This is a genomic window from Ornithinibacillus californiensis, assembly GCF_001038485.1.
GTDB lineage: Bacteria > Bacillota > Bacilli > Bacillales > Amphibacillaceae > Ornithinibacillus > Ornithinibacillus californiensis.
Genome location: NZ_LDUE01000048.1, coordinates 109,995 through 125,416 on the forward strand (window position 1 = coordinate 109,995; position 15,422 = coordinate 125,416).

Genomic DNA, 15,422 nt, shown 5'->3' on the forward strand with positions numbered 1-15,422 from the left:
ATTGAGGAGATTACATGCCTTTAGGTCCAGAAAGTAAGAAGTCAGCATTCAGAAATGAACTGATAGCTGGAATAATAGGATATTTAACAACCGTTTATATCGTTGTAGTTAATGGCTCAATCTTAAGTGAAGCAGGTATATCACTTGAAGCTGGTATGATAGCTACTATTTTGGCCAGTTTTGTAGGGACATTAATAATGGGTTTCTATGGTAAATTACCACTAATATTAATTCCTGGAATGGGTATCAATGCATTATTTGCCTATTCTATCGTTCAAGGAAGTGGACTAACCTTCCAAGAAGGATTGGCAGTAGTATTAGTTGCATCTACCATATTCTTATTAACTGCGTTTACCAAATTAGGCGTTCGATTAAAAGAAGCTATTCCAGACTCTTTAAAACATGCGATTAGTGTCGGCCTAGGCCTTTTCTTAATACTAATTGGATTAGAGAAAAGTGGTTTAATTACTAGCGGGGAGAATACCATAATTGCGATAGGCGACTTTAGTTCTCCGATTATACTTGTTAGTATTTTAACATTGTTCATCGCAATCTTTCTATTTGTAAAAAATATTCCAGCTAACTTCTTAATCACAATGGTAATTGGTACAGTACTAGCTTCTATATTTGGCATCATCGAAACAGGTACAAAGTTAGATGGGATTTCTAGTAGCTTTGTCTTCATCCCTGCTTTTACTGCAATCGATGAGCTTTCATTCTGGCTTGCAGTATTTCCGCTAGCAATGATCCTAATATTTGAAAACATGGGTTTGTTAAATGGTCAAGTAAACATGCTAAACCAAGATGAGAAATCGTATAATAGAGGCTATAAAACAACCGCTATTTCTTCTTTAACATGTGCCTTTTTAGGGACTTCTCCAACTGTATCCGCGGCAGAAAATGCAGCGATAATAGCATCGAAAGGAAAAACAGGACTTGCAGCAATCATTGCCAGCCTTTTATTCCTAGCAACAATTTTCATCATTCCTTGGATTACGATGATACCAAACGTAGCAATTAGCCCTATTTTAATCATCGTAGGATTCCTAATGGTGCAAAATATTCGTCACATTCCTTTAGATAACATTTCTGAAGCTATTCCTGCATTTCTAATTATCGTAATGATCCCTTTTACGTATAGCATAGCAGATGGAATGGCATTCGGTTTTATCGCCTATCCAATTGTAAAGCTAGCATTAGGTAAACAGAAAGAATTATCAGCAGCTATTATGATTATTTCTTTATTGTTTGTTTGTGACTTTGTTATAAAAATTGCAGGTATATAAAAAAGATTCGCCTTTTGTAGGCGAATCTTTTTTATGTCCTGTTTATTATTCAACTGAGAATATATAAGAATAAATTGGTTGGTTTCCATTATGAACTTCAATTTCAACATCTTCATAATTTTCTTCAATAAATCCAACTAATTCATTCACTTCATCTTCTGAGACATCCTCACCAGATAGAATGGTTAGTATTTCATCATCTTCGGTTATTAATTCTTGGAACAACAACTTCACTGCTTCTAAGCGTTCTTTATGAGTTGCAACGATTTTTCCGTCAGCAATTCCCATAAAGTTTCCATTCTCAATAGAAATCCCGTCAATTTGGGTATCTCTTACTGCGTAAGTAATTTGTCCCGTTTTAACGTGAGAGCTAGAATCAGTCATATTCGTTTTATTTGTTTCTAAGTCTTCTTCAGGATGGAATGCTAATAATGCACTTATACCTTGAGGAATTGTTTTAGTTGCAACTACAGCAACATTATCACCGGCTAATTCTGCTGCCTGCTCAGCTGCCATTATAATATTTTTATTATTAGGAAGAACTAAGACATTCTTAGCATTTGCCTTTTCAATAGCATCTGTAATATCTTGCGTACTTGGGTTCATGGTTTGTCCACCTTCGATAACTACAGTTGCGCCGAGACTTTCAAATAAAGCTTTAAGACCTGAACCCATCGCAACCGTTACTATACCAAAGTCCACCTTCTCTTTTGGTACACTATCTTTAGGCTTATCACCAACAATTGCAGTATGCTGCTCACGCATATTCTCTATCTTCATATTAATAAGGCTTCCATGGCGTTGACCAATGGTTAGTACATTACCAGGGTATTCCGTATGAACATGAACTTTTACAACATCTTCGTCAGATACAACTAATAACGAATCGCCATGATCACTTAATTCATTACGAAAGTCAGTCTCATCAAAAGGATTATCTGCTAACTTGTCTTCTTCAAATTTCACCATGAATTCAGTACAATATCCAAATTCAATTTGAGATGTATCCATAAAATCTTGTGCAGATTTATGATGTTCCGCATTCACCATTTCTTCCATTTCAACTTCTTCTACACCTTCTGGAAGTTCTTCACCTTTTAGTGCAGCTAAAAAACCTTCATAGACCGTTACAAGTCCTTGACCACCCGAATCAACTACACCAACTTCCTTTAATACAGGAAGTAAATCTGGAGTACGTTTTAAGGAAGCTTTAGCTTCTAGTAATACCTTCTCCATCATACTGATAATATCATCTTCTTGGTCTGCAATTTCCACTGCTTTTTTCGCAGCATCTTTAGCAACTGTTAATATTGTTCCTTCTACAGGTTTCATTACTGCTTTATACGCCGTTTGAACACCTGTATCAAAAGCTACAGCTAAATCATTCGTATTCAAGGACGCCTTCTTCTCCATACCTTTAGCAAATCCTCTAAAGATTTGGGAAAGAATAACACCAGAATTCCCTCTAGCACCCATTAATAAACCTTTCGAAAAGGCATTAGCAACTTCTGAAATATTTTCAGATTTAGACTTCTTCACTTCGTTCGCACCAGAAGTCATTGATAAATTCATATTTGTTCCAGTATCACCATCTGGCACCGGAAACACATTTAATGCATCTATTCTCTTGGCGTTATTTGTTAAATGGTGTGCTCCAGTTAACACCATTTGTGAAAATGTAACGCCATCTAGCTTTTGTACTGCCACAATAGTTCCTCCCTCTAAAAAGGCGTGCAAAGTTAATCTTTTGCTACACGTACCCCTTGTATGTAAATATTTACGGAATCAATTTCAAGTCCTAGAGTTTTACTCAACGTGTATTTCACTTGAGATTGAACATTATGAGCTACTTCAGAGATTTTGGTACCGTAACTAACAATAATATACATATCTATATGTAATGAATTGTCTTCTTGTCTTACTACGATTCCTCTAGAGTAATTTTCTTTACGAAGAATTTCAGCAATACCATCTCTGATCTGACTCTTTGATGCCATACCAACAATACCGTAGCATTCAACCGCTGCACCACCAGCAATTGTAGCAATAACTTCATTCGTTATGGTTACATGACCATCTTTCATATTCAATTCTATGGACATTTTTATCCTCCTTTAAACAACAAGATCTTATCGATATTTTACTACAATTATTATGTTTTTGCACATCGTGTATAACTTTTAGTTAGATTGATCTTGACGAATATAAATGTATGTAAAAATGCAGGCGTGAGTTTTCGCCTCTTATAACAATGAACGATTCCACCCATTCTGTCAAGTGAAAATTCTTTATATACTTATTGCAATCTCTTCTTAGTTATGGTAAATTGTATAAGTATTAAATTGACTAATGCTACAGAGTAGGAGGGATAACATGGCTAGAAAATGTGTTGTTACCGGACGTAAAACAACTAGTGGAAATCAACGCTCACACGCTATGAATTCCAACAGACGTAATTGGAAAGCTAATGTACAAAAAGTTCGTATAATGGTAGACGGAAAACCAAAACGTGTTTATGTTTCTGCACGCGCACTTAAATCAGGTAAAGTGGAACGCGTATAATATATACCTATTCATTTTACTGATACATTAGTTATTAGCTAAAAGCACCCAAACTAAACGGGTGCTTTTTTCTATCTGTCTAATTAGTTTTTTATTAATTTCATAATCCTTAAAGCTAATACATGCACTGAGCGGCCCGAATACACGAAGACTCTTGTGGGAGGATAGGCTTAGGTGAGACCCCGGTGATGCACCTGCGTCTGCTAGTATCGCTACGAAGCGAGCTTCCTCGGTGCAAGGCTGCGAAGAAGTAATTTCAAGTAGTTGCCTGGCTCACCAGCCGCCCACGGCAAGGAAAACACTGCGAGGTACTATCGAGCAGATGTTACCCCTGTGCTGGAAGTAAAAGCGAAGTGTATTCGGGCCGCGGACTTGGCTATAAGTTAAATCAAAAAAAGAAGCTTCTGCCAATTATTGACAAAAGCAAAGAACACCTTACTTCTCTTTCTTAAAAATACCGATCACAACACGTACAAATCCTCCGAGTACTCTAGGGAGCTTAATAGTATAAAATTTCATAAGTTCGCCCTCCTCCGTTTCAAACACGCATACGCGAATCGCCACCTAACTAGTCACGACTCCTTACAACTAATACTATGCCGTCTTCAAACGAAAAAGTACCATTATTTCTTATAAGCTTGTTCGAAATAGAAAGAGTAGAACCCATCATTATTCTAGCTTTCGTTAAAGGGTAATAAAATCCTTCTAGAGTTAACCCAATTACTTCTCGAGTAATAGGGATAAACGAAATTGTTGGATAGAGACTATCGAATGTTACAGTATAAGTACCGGGATAAAACAATTCCAACTGATTATATTTATCGATTATATATCCTTGTATACCTTGATTAATTATTTGATTCAGTAACTGAATATTGATTAACGTGTGATCCATTCTCCCACCGGTAACACCAAAAAAGTAAATCCTAGTTACGTTTAAAGAAAAAGCAATACTAAGTGCTAATTCCAAATCAGTTTGATCTTTTTCTATTGGAAAAAGTTCAATGCTTTTTGCATACTCTTCTATTGTTTCTAGTTCACTACTAGTAACTGAATCAAAATCTCCTACTGCATAATCCAAAGGGATATTGTTCTTAATAATAGAAAGAGCCCCTCTGTCTGCCCCTATCCAACAATCAATTTCACTTTGAAATTTCGATAAATTTGGGAATAAATCTGAAGGGCCATTTCCTACAATAGCAACCGTATACATACAAACTCCTACACTTCTGCTGCTCTACGAATATCTTGGATTGCTTGTTTTCTATCTAATTGATTATATACTGCACTACCTGCCACTAGCACTTCAGCACCTGCGTCCGCACATTTTTTTGCAGTAGATACATTAACACCGCCATCAACTTCTATCTCAAAAGAATTACCAAATTCTTTTCTCCAAGCAGCTATCTGTTGGATCTTCTTTACTGTAGACTCAATAAAAGATTGCCCACCAAATCCTGGATTAACTGTCATTACTAACACTAAATCCACATCTGCTAATACCTCTTTAATCATTTCAGCAGGTGTACCAGGATTAATTGCAACTCCTGCTTTTACACCGTTTGCTTTAATTAACTGAATCGTTCTATGTAGGTGAACAGTAGCCTCTTGATGGACGGTAATAATGGAGGCACCTGCGTTAGCAAATGATGAAATATATTGATCAGGATTTTCAATCATTAAATGAACATCTAATGGTATTGTCGCAATCGGATTAATCGCTTCTACGATTAATGGTCCGATAGTAATGTTGGGTACAAAGTTGCCATCCATTACATCGACATGAATATAATCTGCTCCACCTTGTTCAACTTCCTTAATTTCCTCTCCCAACTTAGCAAAGTCAGCTGATAATATGGAGGGTGCTATTTTAACCATGTTAATACCTCGGCTTTCGTGTTTGTATTTCTTCCAAAAAGCTAATGTAATGTTCATAGCGATATTCTGGAAGTTCTCCATTTTCTACTGCTGCCTTAACAGCACATTTTGGTTCTTTTTTATGTAAACATCCTCGAAATTTACAGGAGTCTACAAGTTCACGCATTTCTGGGAAGCAATAGGATAATTCATCCGCTTCTATTTCACTAAAATCTAAAGCACTAAAACCTGGTGTGTCTGCAACTAATCCACCATTAATTTCAATGAGTTCAACATGTCTAGTTGTATGCTTACCACGTCCTAGACTTTTAGAGATTTCAGCTGTTTTTAAGCTTGTCTCAGGGCTTAGCACGTTAATTAGTGATGATTTTCCAACACCTGATTGACCTGCAATCACTGTGACTTCATCTTTTAGATAAGCTTTTATTCGGTCTAAATCATCAGGTTGCTTCGTAGAAAACATTTCAATTTTATACCCTATTGCCTTATAATCTGCTTGAAATTTCCTTATATCTATTAGCTGTTCCTCTGTTAAAAGATCTATTTTTGTTATAAAAATGGTTGGAGTAATCCCCTTGGCTTCAATTAACACTAGAAAACGATCCAGCAAAGTCGTGCTAAAGTCTGGGGAAACAGCAGAACTAACAATAATTGCTTGCGTTATATTGGCAATAGGAGGACGAACTAATTCATTCGTCCTTTGTTTTACTTCAGTAATATAACCTTCCTTTTCTTCCCGTAAGTCAAAGGATACGGTGTCACCAACAAGTGGTGTAATATTCTTATTGCGGAATACCCCTCTACCCCTACATTGGTAAAGATCATCTGTCGTTTGTACATAGTAGAATCCACTTAAAGCTTTAACTATTTTGCCCTCTGGCATTTATTCACCTTCTTCTTTATATGGAATAATTTGGTCTTCAATCTTTTCATCATCACGCCATACTATAATACGCGCTTCACTATTTCGTTCAATTACTACCTCAATTGTTCTCTCTGTATCCTCATAAATATTAAATTGTGTTTGAACAACCGTAATATCCGAATTTACCATGTCCTGCACATAAATCTTAATTTCTTGAGGAATAGGTTCGCTTTCTGGATTCTCTTCTCCATTTTCAGTTCCACTTTGTTCGGTATCGTCTGCTGTATACTCAATAAATAAAGGCACAGCTCGGGTTATAAATGGTGGCTCTTCACGCCCCAAGGAAACATATACGTTTACCGTATCATCCTCATTCAGTGTTTCACTTGGTTGGGGATCTTGTCTTATTATCCTTCCTTCAGGTTCAGTATCAGAATGTTCTTCATGTACTACCATAATCAAGCCTTTTGCTTCTAAATAAGCCTTTGCTTCATCCACAGTAGATCCTACAACATTACCAACTTCAACTGGCTCTTTCCCTTTACTAATCTCAAACAGAACTGAAGTCTCACTTGGTACTACTTCTGTATTTGGCTCAGGTCGAATCTGCCTAACAATCTCTCCAACTGGACGATCAGAAAATACTTCTTCGGTTCTAATATTCAAAAAGCCTTTTTCGTTTAGTAGTCGCTCTGCATCTCTAAACTGCCTACCCGTATAATCATCAAATTCCTGTTTTTTCTTACCCTCACTTACATATACAGTAACTGTATGCCCTTCTTTTACGGTTCTTCCAGGTCTAGGATTAGTTTTAATGACTTTTCCTTCTTCTATTTCCTCATGTGGTTCATCTTTTCGCTCTACTTTTAAGTTAAGGAGTTCTAATTCTTCTTTAGCATCCTCATATTCAGAGTCGATAATTTCAGGAATAGTAACGTCCTTAGGTTTTGTTAAACTAGGAACAACAAAAGCAGCAATTAGTGTTCCAGTTAATAGTAGAAAAAGAATTATGGAAGTTATTAGTAGCTTCTTATTTTTCTTTTTCTTATTATTTAAATTAGAAGGAGGAACTTGTCCATTATTGCCAACTTTTTTCGTTTCTGCATTTGCTTGATGGACAATCGTATCTTGATGAATGTTTTGTAATTGGTTTTCCGTGATTATTGGAATAGCCTTTGTTTCCTCCCCAACTTCTGTTGGAGCCGTATATTTTGGCTCGTCCAACTTTTCAGGAGAAAGAGCAATTTCCAGCGTATCTTCCATTTCATAAACCGTGTTAAATCGATGAAAAGGATCCTTTGCTGTTGCTTTTAATACGATATTTTCAACACTTTGTGGTACATCGGGACTAAATCGTCGTACAGACGGAGTCTCACTTTGTAAGTGTTTAAGGGCAATCGATACGGGTGACTGACCAGAAAATGGGAGCCTACCAGTTAGCATCTCAAAGAACACAATCCCTAACGAATAAATATCAGATTTCTTGGTCGCCATTCCACCTCTTGCCTGTTCAGGTGATAAATAATGTACAGATCCTAAAATTGAATTTGTTTGTGTCAATGAAGTTGCACTCAACGCAACTGCAATTCCAAAATCTGTTACTTTAACATGACCATATGTATCAATTAAGATATTCTGAGGCTTAATATCACGATGCACAATCCCGTTCTCATGCGCATGTGCAATTGCTGCTGTGATTTGCTTCATAATTTCAATTGCTTCAGGCACATCAATTGGACCATATCGTTGAATAAATTCCTTAAGTGTCATACCATCTACATATTCCATTACCATATATAGAATCTGTTCTTCTTCACCTACATCATAGATGGTAACGACATTGGGATGCGATAAACTTGTTGCTGATTGGGCTTCACGGTCAAATCGTGCAATAAATTCTTCATCATTGGCATATTCTAATCGTAGTACTTTGATAGCAACGCTACGATCTAAGATGATATCCTTCGCAAGATAAACATCTGCCATTCCACCTCCGCCAATTTTCTCCCTGATTTGATAACGATCGCTTAGTAGATGACCATTTAGCACGAGGCTTCACCTTCTTCCACTGACGTTTCGTGCTGTATAATAATAAGCGAAACATTATCCTCCCCACCACGTTCATTTGCCAAATCCACGAGATGCTTCCCAACCTGATCTATTTGATTAGTCGATTTCATAGACTCTTCAAGTTCCCCGTCTAGAACTTTATCTGTTAATCCATCTGAACATAATAAAAGCTTGTCTCCATCCTCCCAATTTATTGTCTGAATGTCCGCTTCTACCAATTCGCTAGTACCAAGCGCTCGTAAGACAACATTTTTTCTTGGATGTACTAGTGCATCATCTTTAGAAATTTGTCCGGATTGCACTAGAGCATTAACTAGAGAGTGGTCTTCTGTAATTTGCTTGAAGCTATATTCATTAAATAAATAACATCTGCTATCACCTATGTGAGCAACAGTTATAAAATCCTCTGTACAAACGGCGACCACAATTGTTGTCCCCATGCCTTGACACTCAGCCTTCTCTTTTGAACGTTGAAAGATGGAAGAATTCGCTTCAATTAATGCTTTTTCTAGCCACTCTTCTGCTTCCTCAGGGGATGTAACGCCATTATTTATCCGCCACTTCTCCTCCAGGATCGTGGTTGCCATTTCACTAGCAACATCTCCAGCCTGGTGTCCTCCCATACCATCAGCAATTATTGCTAAATACTGATCATGATTATTGGAAAATATTCCACCAGAATCTTCATTGTGACTTCTTACTTGACCACGATCCGTCAAAAAATGTCCTTCCATACAACCACCCCTTATCCGAGCATCACTGTTTTTATATAAGTATTACACAAAATACCAGATAAGAATATCCTTTTTCTGGTATTTTTAATATTTAAGTTTGCCTTATTAATCTTGTCAAGAAAAAGCCATCTGTTTGATAAGTCTGAGGAAAAAGTTGAAACCCATATTCTGTAATACCGCTAGATTCCTTTAGTTCTTTAGGTAACTCACTAAAGAGATTCTTATCAACCGCGTAATTAGGATTTTTCTTTAAAAAATCCTGTACCACTTCTTCATTTTCAATAGGATCTACCGTACATGTACTATACATTAATAATCCACCGCGTTTTAGTAATGGAGCAATGGTTGTAAGAATATCTTTCTGGATTTCTGACAATCTTTCAATATCAGCTAAAGTTTTATTGTATTTTATATCTGGCTTACCACGCATGACCCCTAGTCCCGAGCATGGGGCATCAACCAGAATTCGGTCAAAGGATTCTGCTTGATAGCGCTCTGTTAATTTTCTTGCATCCATTTCCTCTGCATCTATAATGGTTAGATTTAAATCCTTCGCTTTATCTTGAATAAGTTTGATTTTTTTCTTATGTAAATCATGCGCATGAACAACGCCTTCATTTTCCATTTTTTCAGCGATGTGTGTCGCTTTTCCTCCCGGAGCACTGCAAGCATCCAAAACGGTATCTCCCGGGCGCACATCAATCATTTCACCAACTAACATAGAGCTCTGATCCTGAATAGTTAATAAACCTTTTTCAAACAAAGCAGACCTTAAAATATTTCCTTTTTCTATGAGAATACCTTGCTCGGAAAAAATGGAAGGAGACACTTCATAACCCTCCTGTTCTAACTGGTTTATTGCTTCTTCTCTAGAAATTTTCATTGGTTGAATACGTACAGACATTGGCTTATGTTGTAGGTTTGCTTCACACATTTCTTTCGTAACTTCATAGCCATAATGGTCTATCCAACGCTTTACTAGCCATTCTGGGTGGCTAGTTTCTATACTTAGACGCTTGACTTGGTCATCTATTTTACTTATTTCCGGAACACCTTCACGTTGAATCTTTCTTAGTACTGCATTAACTAAAGAAGCAATTCCCTTATGCCCTCGCTTTTTGGCAATTTCTACAGCCTCATGAATGATTGCATGGTCAGGTACTTTATCTAAGTAGACCATTTGGTAAATTGACATACGCAGCAACATACGCACCCAAGGGGCAATTTGTTTCTTCTGGTTAATAAAATGATCGATATAATAATCTAACGTCATCTTACGCTGAATGGTCCCATAAACAATCTCTGTCAATAAACCTTCATCTTTGGGGGAGATTTTTTTTGACTGTATTTCATGATTAATTAGCAGATGGCTATAACCGCTATCCTGCTCAATTCGAAGCAATAAATCAATAATTGTATTTCTAAGAAGATATTTACTCATTATTATTCACCCATTTTAGTACCGATTTGAATTCTATCACTTGATCCTTGTAGATAGTCCTTTACGGTCATTCTTTTTTTTCCCGCAGGTTGAATCTCTGTTAGCCTGATGCCTTTCCCATTTCCACAGGTAACAATAAATGCTGCATCATTCTCTTTCTCAACAACTTCACCTGGTTCTCCTTGAAGGTCCTGTTCAACCGGTTCACCCCACCAAATCTTCATCGTTTGGTTTTGATAAGTTGTAAAAGCAACAGGCCAAGGGTGTAAACCGCGTATTTGGTTGTATATCTCTCTATGTGTACGATTCCAATCAATTTTTTCTTGTTCACGCTTAATGTTAGAAGCAAAAGTAGCCTTTGCGTCATCCTGTTTAGTAGGAGTTATTTCCCCGTTAAACAGTTTAGGTAATGTTTCTAAAAGTAACTGTGAACCTACAGCAGATAATTTATTATGCATCGACCCAACGTGGTCGTTCTCTTCAATTGGAATGCTTCTTTGTGTCAGGATATCCCCAGCATCTAGTTTTTCAACCATATACATAATTGTAATACCTGTCTCTTTTTTACCTTCCATAATTGCATAATGTATAGGAGCTCCACCTCGTAATTCTGGAAGTAATGATGCATGGACATTAATACATCCATACTTTGGTCCATCCAATAATTCGTTAGGTAGGATTTGTCCATAAGCAGCTGTTACGATGATATCAGGATTATAGTCCAAAATCTCTTGATACTCATCTCTGATTTTTTCCGGCTGATATACTGGAATTCCATGTAGCTCTGCCTCGACCTTTACAGGAGGTGGAGTAATTATTTTCTTTCTTCCTTTTGGTCGATCTGGTTGTGTAACTACTAATACTACTTCATAACTTGAAGATACTAATTTATTTAAAATAGGAACCGAGAAATCTGGTGTTCCCATAAATACAATCCGCTTCATCTAAATACCTTCTTTCTACATAAGGTGATATGGTTGCATATCAACAGTAATTAATATGTCCTCTTTTCGTACTTCTTCTGCAAATTGATCGATAATCTTCTTGACGTATTTTCGAAGATTAGGTTCATTTTTGTATTTTATCATGCATTGATAGCGATATCTATCTTTCATCCTTGAAATTGGTGAAGGGGTTGGACCGAGCACGACCGTATCGTCACCGACAACCTTCAACAGTAATTGTACAATTCGTTGTGTTATTTGTACGACTTTTAAATGATTAGGATGTGAGACGGTAATTAATGCTAAATATACGTAAGGCGGGTATCGGAAAGTCTTCCTAATTTGCATTTCACGTAGAAAGAATTGGTTAAAGTCGTAATCACTTGCTAATTGAATACTATAATGTTCTGGTGTATAGGTTTGAACAATGACTTTACCAGGTAATTCATGTCTTCCTGCTCTCCCACTAACTTGGGTTAATAGTTGAAAGGTTTTCTCACTCGAGCGAAAATCAGGCAAATGTAACATCGAGTCAGCAGTTAATACACCAACTAATGTAACATTAGCAAAATCGAGTCCTTTTGCTATCATCTGTGTTCCCAATAAAATTTCCGCTTCTTTGTTTGCAAATTTCTTCAATAACTTTTCATGTGCGCCTTTTTTTCTAGTTGTATCCACGTCCATCCGTATAACACGGGCATGTGGCATGAGTTGCTGTAAGGATTCCTCCACACGCTGGGTACCAGTACCAAAATAGCGAATGGAGTCGCTATTACATTCTGGGCATTGCATAGGCATAGGCTCTTCATATGAACAGTAATGACATTTTAGGTGATTCGATTGCTTATGATAAGTAAGAGCGATATCACAATGTGGACATTGTTTTACATGTCCACATTCTCTACACATAACAAACGTAGAATATCCTCTTCTATTTAGTAATAAAACAATCTGTTCACCGCGTTCCATAGCACTTTCCATACTTTCCTTTAAAGCCATAGAAAACATGGAACGATTTCCACTATGTAACTCGTCTCGCATATCAACGATTTCTACTTTTGGCATCGCATTCTCATTGGTTCGCTTGTCCAGTGTTGTTAGTTTATAGACTCCTTTTTGAGCCCGTGCGTATGATTCAAGTGTTGGAGTTGCACTTCCTAATACAATTGGGCAGTTATGATATTGGCCACGTTTAATTGCAATATCTCTAGCATGATACCTCGGTTGATCCTCTTGCTTATATGTCGTTTCATGCTCTTCATCAATTATAATGATACCGAGATTCTCAAAGGGAGCAAAAATAGCAGACCTTGCACCTACTACTACACTAACCTGTTTAGCTTGAATTTTTCTCCACTCATCAAACTTCTCTCCATTAGAAAGGGCACTATGCATTACTGCAACTTGATTACCAAAACGACCTTTAAACCGATTTACCATTTGAGGAGTCAGAGCAATCTCAGGTACTAAAACAATTGCCTCTTTTCCCTGCTTTATTACTTCTTGTATAGCTTGCAAATAGATTTCCGTCTTCCCACTACCAGTAACTCCATGAACCAAAATCACATCATGTTCAACTTGGTTCACCTTTTCAACAATTGGTTGTAATGCTAATTCCTGCTGTTCCGTTAATTTTAAAGGCTCCGTTCTTTCAAAAGCTTCCTCATCATAAGGATTACGATATACTTCTTTTTTATACTCTTTTAATAGTTCTTTCTCTAGAAGAGCTTTAATAACCGTTCGATTCGAATTTGTTAATTTAAATAATTTACTCTGCTCAATTTGTTCTGGAAATTGAATGAAGAAGGATAGTACTTGCCTTTGTTTTTTAGCGTTTTGTGGTAAATCTAGCAAAGCCTCTTCTAATAAATAGCTATCCTTATTAGGTTCAATTATCGTAATTAACTTCTTTGTAATCTTTGATTTCACAAGATACTCAATAGATATAGAAGTGTCATGAATAGCCTTCTGCAACTTAGAATATGGAACCTGAGACTGTTCAAATTCTTCAAAGCTTATGACATCTCTACCTGCAAACAAATATTCCAATTCGTCTGCCAACGGTTCTTGGATATTTCTTACGAGTTCTTTTTTATATTGTGCCTTTAATACTTGCGGTAACATCGCCTGATAGGCTGTTATGTACATCGTTAACGTATCTTCTGCAACCCATTTTCCAAGTTCGAGTAATTCCTTTGTAAGCACTGGTTGAATGTCTAATACTTCAATAATAGATTTTAATTTATCAAATTCAGAAGTATCCTTTATCCCAACAACAAATCCTGTTATTTTCCTAGGCCCAAATGGTACTACCACACGCATTCCCATGGTTAATATTTCTTTGAACCGTTCTGGAATAATATAATCAAATGTTTGATTGATGGACTTCGCTTGAACATCAACAATAACACTAGCTATACTCACGCCTTCTCATCCTTCATATCTTGTAAAATAAGTTTAAATAGTTCATTGGCTACTTCCTTTTTTGATGCTTGTGGAATATCGTGTTGTTCCAATTCTCTATTTACATACGTCACAATATTTGTATCACTACCAAATCCAGCACCTTCCTGCGCAACATTATTGATAACAATTGCATCAAGATTCTTGCGCTTCAGTTTTTCCGTACCATACTCTATTGGGTTTTGTGTTTCTGCAGCGAATCCGACTAGAAACTGATTTGTCTTCCTATTACCTAGCGCTTTTAAAATATCTTGGGTTCTCTCAAGCTCTATTTGTAGTGCTCCGTCTTGCTTTTTCATTTTTTCATCATACGTTATCTTAGGACGATAATCTGCTACTGCTGCGGCTTTAATAACTATATCTTGGTTAGGGAAATTATCTGTCATGGCTTCATACATTTCTTGTGCAGTAGTGACATTAATTAGCTTAATTCCAACAGTTGGATTCTTAAGATCTACCGGTCCTGAAACTAACGTAACATCCGCTCCAAGCTCATAGGCGGCTTCTGCTAATTTATACCCCATCTTTCCCGTAGACCGATTGGAAAAGAACCGTACAGGATCAATTCTTTCTCTTGTAGGACCTGCAGAAATCAATACTTTCTTACCAGCTAATAGCTGACGATTACCTTGGTGTGTTTTTATCACGTCAATAATCGTTTCTGGTTCCTCTAATCTTCCTTTGCCCACCCATCCACAAGCAAGGTAACCTGCTCCAGGTTCAATAAAATGATAGCCAAAGTCAGCTAATACTTGCATATTCTTTATAACCGCTGGATGTTCATACATGTTCACATTCATTGCAGGTGCAATATACACAACCGCTTTTGTAGCTAGAATAATTGTAGAAACTATATCATCGGCTATACCATTAGCAACTTTTCCAATTATGTTTGCTGTTGCTGGTGCTAATAAGAATATGTCTGCCCAATCAGCTAAATCGATATGAGCGATTTTTTCCGGATCCTTCTCATCAAATGTATCCGTATATACTGGGTTTCGTGATAATGCTTGAAAAGTAAGTGGTGATACAAACTTTGATGCTGATTCAGTCATAATTACCTTTACATTAGCGCCCTGTTGGGTTAATTTACTTGTTAATGCACATGCTTTATATGCAGCGATGCCACCTGTTACGGCAAGCAGAACATTTTTATTTTGCATAATACAAACACCCTTC

The 15,422-nt window shown here is 36.9% G+C and carries 14 protein-coding genes; 2 read left to right on the forward strand and 12 right to left on the reverse strand.

Annotated features, from left to right (window positions below):
- Positions 1-14 precede the first annotated feature (14 nt).
- On the forward strand, positions 15-1,286 hold the full coding sequence (locus TE34_RS11280) for an NCS2 family permease (RefSeq protein ID WP_047984920.1): 1,272 nt from the start codon (positions 15-17) through the stop codon (positions 1,284-1,286).
- Between the two features lie 45 nt (positions 1,287-1,331).
- On the opposite strand, the gene TE34_RS11285 is transcribed toward TE34_RS11280, so the two are convergent.
- Together TE34_RS11285 and TE34_RS11290 are read right to left on the reverse strand one after the other, a co-directional pair.
- Positions 1,332-2,993 carry a DAK2 domain-containing protein gene (locus tag TE34_RS11285; protein ID WP_047984921.1) on the reverse strand — a complete coding sequence of 554 codons (1,662 nt, stop codon included), beginning with the start codon at positions 2,991-2,993 and terminating at the stop codon, positions 1,332-1,334.
- 32 nt (positions 2,994-3,025) lie between these two features.
- A complete protein-coding gene (locus TE34_RS11290; protein ID WP_047984922.1) occupies positions 3,026-3,388 on the reverse strand; it encodes an Asp23/Gls24 family envelope stress response protein in 363 nt (120 codons plus the stop codon).
- A gap of 271 nt (positions 3,389-3,659) precedes the next feature.
- On the opposite strand from TE34_RS11290, the gene rpmB reads away from it, so the two are divergent.
- Positions 3,660-3,848: a 50S ribosomal protein L28 gene (rpmB, locus tag TE34_RS11295; protein WP_047984923.1), complete on the forward strand. Its 189-nt coding sequence runs from the start codon at positions 3,660-3,662 to the stop codon at positions 3,846-3,848.
- 435 nt (positions 3,849-4,283) lie between these two features.
- Here the strand turns inward: rpmB and spoVM are convergent, their stop codons facing one another.
- From spoVM to coaBC, 10 genes are all read right to left on the reverse strand, one after another.
- Positions 4,284-4,367, reverse strand: coding sequence for a stage V sporulation protein SpoVM (gene spoVM / locus TE34_RS11300; RefSeq protein ID WP_047984924.1), 84 nt, complete (start codon positions 4,365-4,367; stop codon positions 4,284-4,286).
- Positions 4,368-4,416: 49 nt separating this feature from the next.
- Positions 4,417-5,061, reverse strand: coding sequence for a thiamine diphosphokinase (locus tag TE34_RS11305; protein ID WP_047984925.1), 645 nt, complete (start codon positions 5,059-5,061; stop codon positions 4,417-4,419).
- Between the two features lie 8 nt (positions 5,062-5,069).
- Positions 5,070-5,726 carry a ribulose-phosphate 3-epimerase gene (gene rpe / locus TE34_RS11310; RefSeq protein ID WP_047984926.1) on the reverse strand — a complete coding sequence of 219 codons (657 nt, stop codon included), beginning with the start codon at positions 5,724-5,726 and terminating at the stop codon, positions 5,070-5,072.
- A gap of 1 nt (position 5,727) precedes the next feature.
- A complete protein-coding gene (rsgA, locus tag TE34_RS11315; RefSeq protein WP_047984927.1) occupies positions 5,728-6,609 on the reverse strand; it encodes a ribosome small subunit-dependent GTPase A in 882 nt (293 codons plus the stop codon).
- On the reverse strand, positions 6,610-8,640 hold the full coding sequence (gene pknB, locus TE34_RS11320) for a Stk1 family PASTA domain-containing Ser/Thr kinase (RefSeq protein ID WP_047984928.1): 2,031 nt from the start codon (positions 8,638-8,640) through the stop codon (positions 6,610-6,612). It abuts the gene before it with no gap.
- Positions 8,634-9,395, reverse strand: coding sequence for a Stp1/IreP family PP2C-type Ser/Thr phosphatase (locus tag TE34_RS11325; protein ID WP_047984929.1), 762 nt, complete (start codon positions 9,393-9,395; stop codon positions 8,634-8,636). Before TE34_RS11325 ends, pknB begins: the two co-directional genes overlap by 7 nt.
- 91 nt (positions 9,396-9,486) lie before the next feature.
- Positions 9,487-10,836: a 16S rRNA (cytosine(967)-C(5))-methyltransferase RsmB gene (gene rsmB / locus TE34_RS11330; RefSeq protein ID WP_047984930.1), complete on the reverse strand. Its 1,350-nt coding sequence runs from the start codon at positions 10,834-10,836 to the stop codon at positions 9,487-9,489.
- Positions 10,837-10,838: 2 nt separating this feature from the next.
- A complete protein-coding gene (gene fmt, locus TE34_RS11335) occupies positions 10,839-11,780 on the reverse strand; it encodes a methionyl-tRNA formyltransferase (RefSeq protein WP_047984931.1) in 942 nt (313 codons plus the stop codon).
- A 15-nt stretch (positions 11,781-11,795) separates the two neighbouring features.
- Complete coding sequence (priA, locus tag TE34_RS11340) at positions 11,796-14,204, reverse strand: primosomal protein N' (RefSeq protein ID WP_047984932.1); 2,409 nt, start codon at positions 14,202-14,204, stop codon at positions 11,796-11,798.
- Entirely contained in the window at positions 14,201-15,406 is a 1,206-nt protein-coding gene (gene coaBC, locus TE34_RS11345; protein WP_084710689.1) for a bifunctional phosphopantothenoylcysteine decarboxylase/phosphopantothenate--cysteine ligase CoaBC, read from the reverse strand. Before coaBC ends, priA begins: the two co-directional genes overlap by 4 nt.
- Between the last annotated feature and the right edge of the window lie 16 nt (positions 15,407-15,422).

Coding starts and splice junctions, on each gene's coding strand:
- TE34_RS11280 (WP_047984920.1), top strand. CDS start 15: ATGCCTTTAGGTCCAGAAAGTAAGAAGTCAGCATTCAGAAATGAACTG.
- TE34_RS11290 (WP_047984922.1), bottom strand. CDS start 3,388: ATGTCCATAGAATTGAATATGAAAGATGGTCATGTAACCATAACGAAT.
- rpmB (WP_047984923.1), top strand. CDS start 3,660: ATGGCTAGAAAATGTGTTGTTACCGGACGTAAAACAACTAGTGGAAAT.
- spoVM (WP_047984924.1), bottom strand. CDS start 4,367: ATGAAATTTTATACTATTAAGCTCCCTAGAGTACTCGGAGGATTTGTA.
- TE34_RS11305 (WP_047984925.1), bottom strand. CDS start 5,061: ATGTATACGGTTGCTATTGTAGGAAATGGCCCTTCAGATTTATTCCCA.
- rpe (WP_047984926.1), bottom strand. CDS start 5,726: ATGGTTAAAATAGCACCCTCCATATTATCAGCTGACTTTGCTAAGTTG.
- rsgA (WP_047984927.1), bottom strand. CDS start 6,609: ATGCCAGAGGGCAAAATAGTTAAAGCTTTAAGTGGATTCTACTATGTA.
- TE34_RS11325 (WP_047984929.1), bottom strand. CDS start 9,395: ATGGAAGGACATTTTTTGACGGATCGTGGTCAAGTAAGAAGTCACAAT.
- rsmB (WP_047984930.1), bottom strand. CDS start 10,836: ATGAGTAAATATCTTCTTAGAAATACAATTATTGATTTATTGCTTCGA.
- fmt (WP_047984931.1), bottom strand. CDS start 11,780: ATGAAGCGGATTGTATTTATGGGAACACCAGATTTCTCGGTTCCTATT.
- coaBC (WP_084710689.1), bottom strand. CDS start 15,406: ATGCAAAATAAAAATGTTCTGCTTGCCGTAACAGGTGGCATCGCTGCA.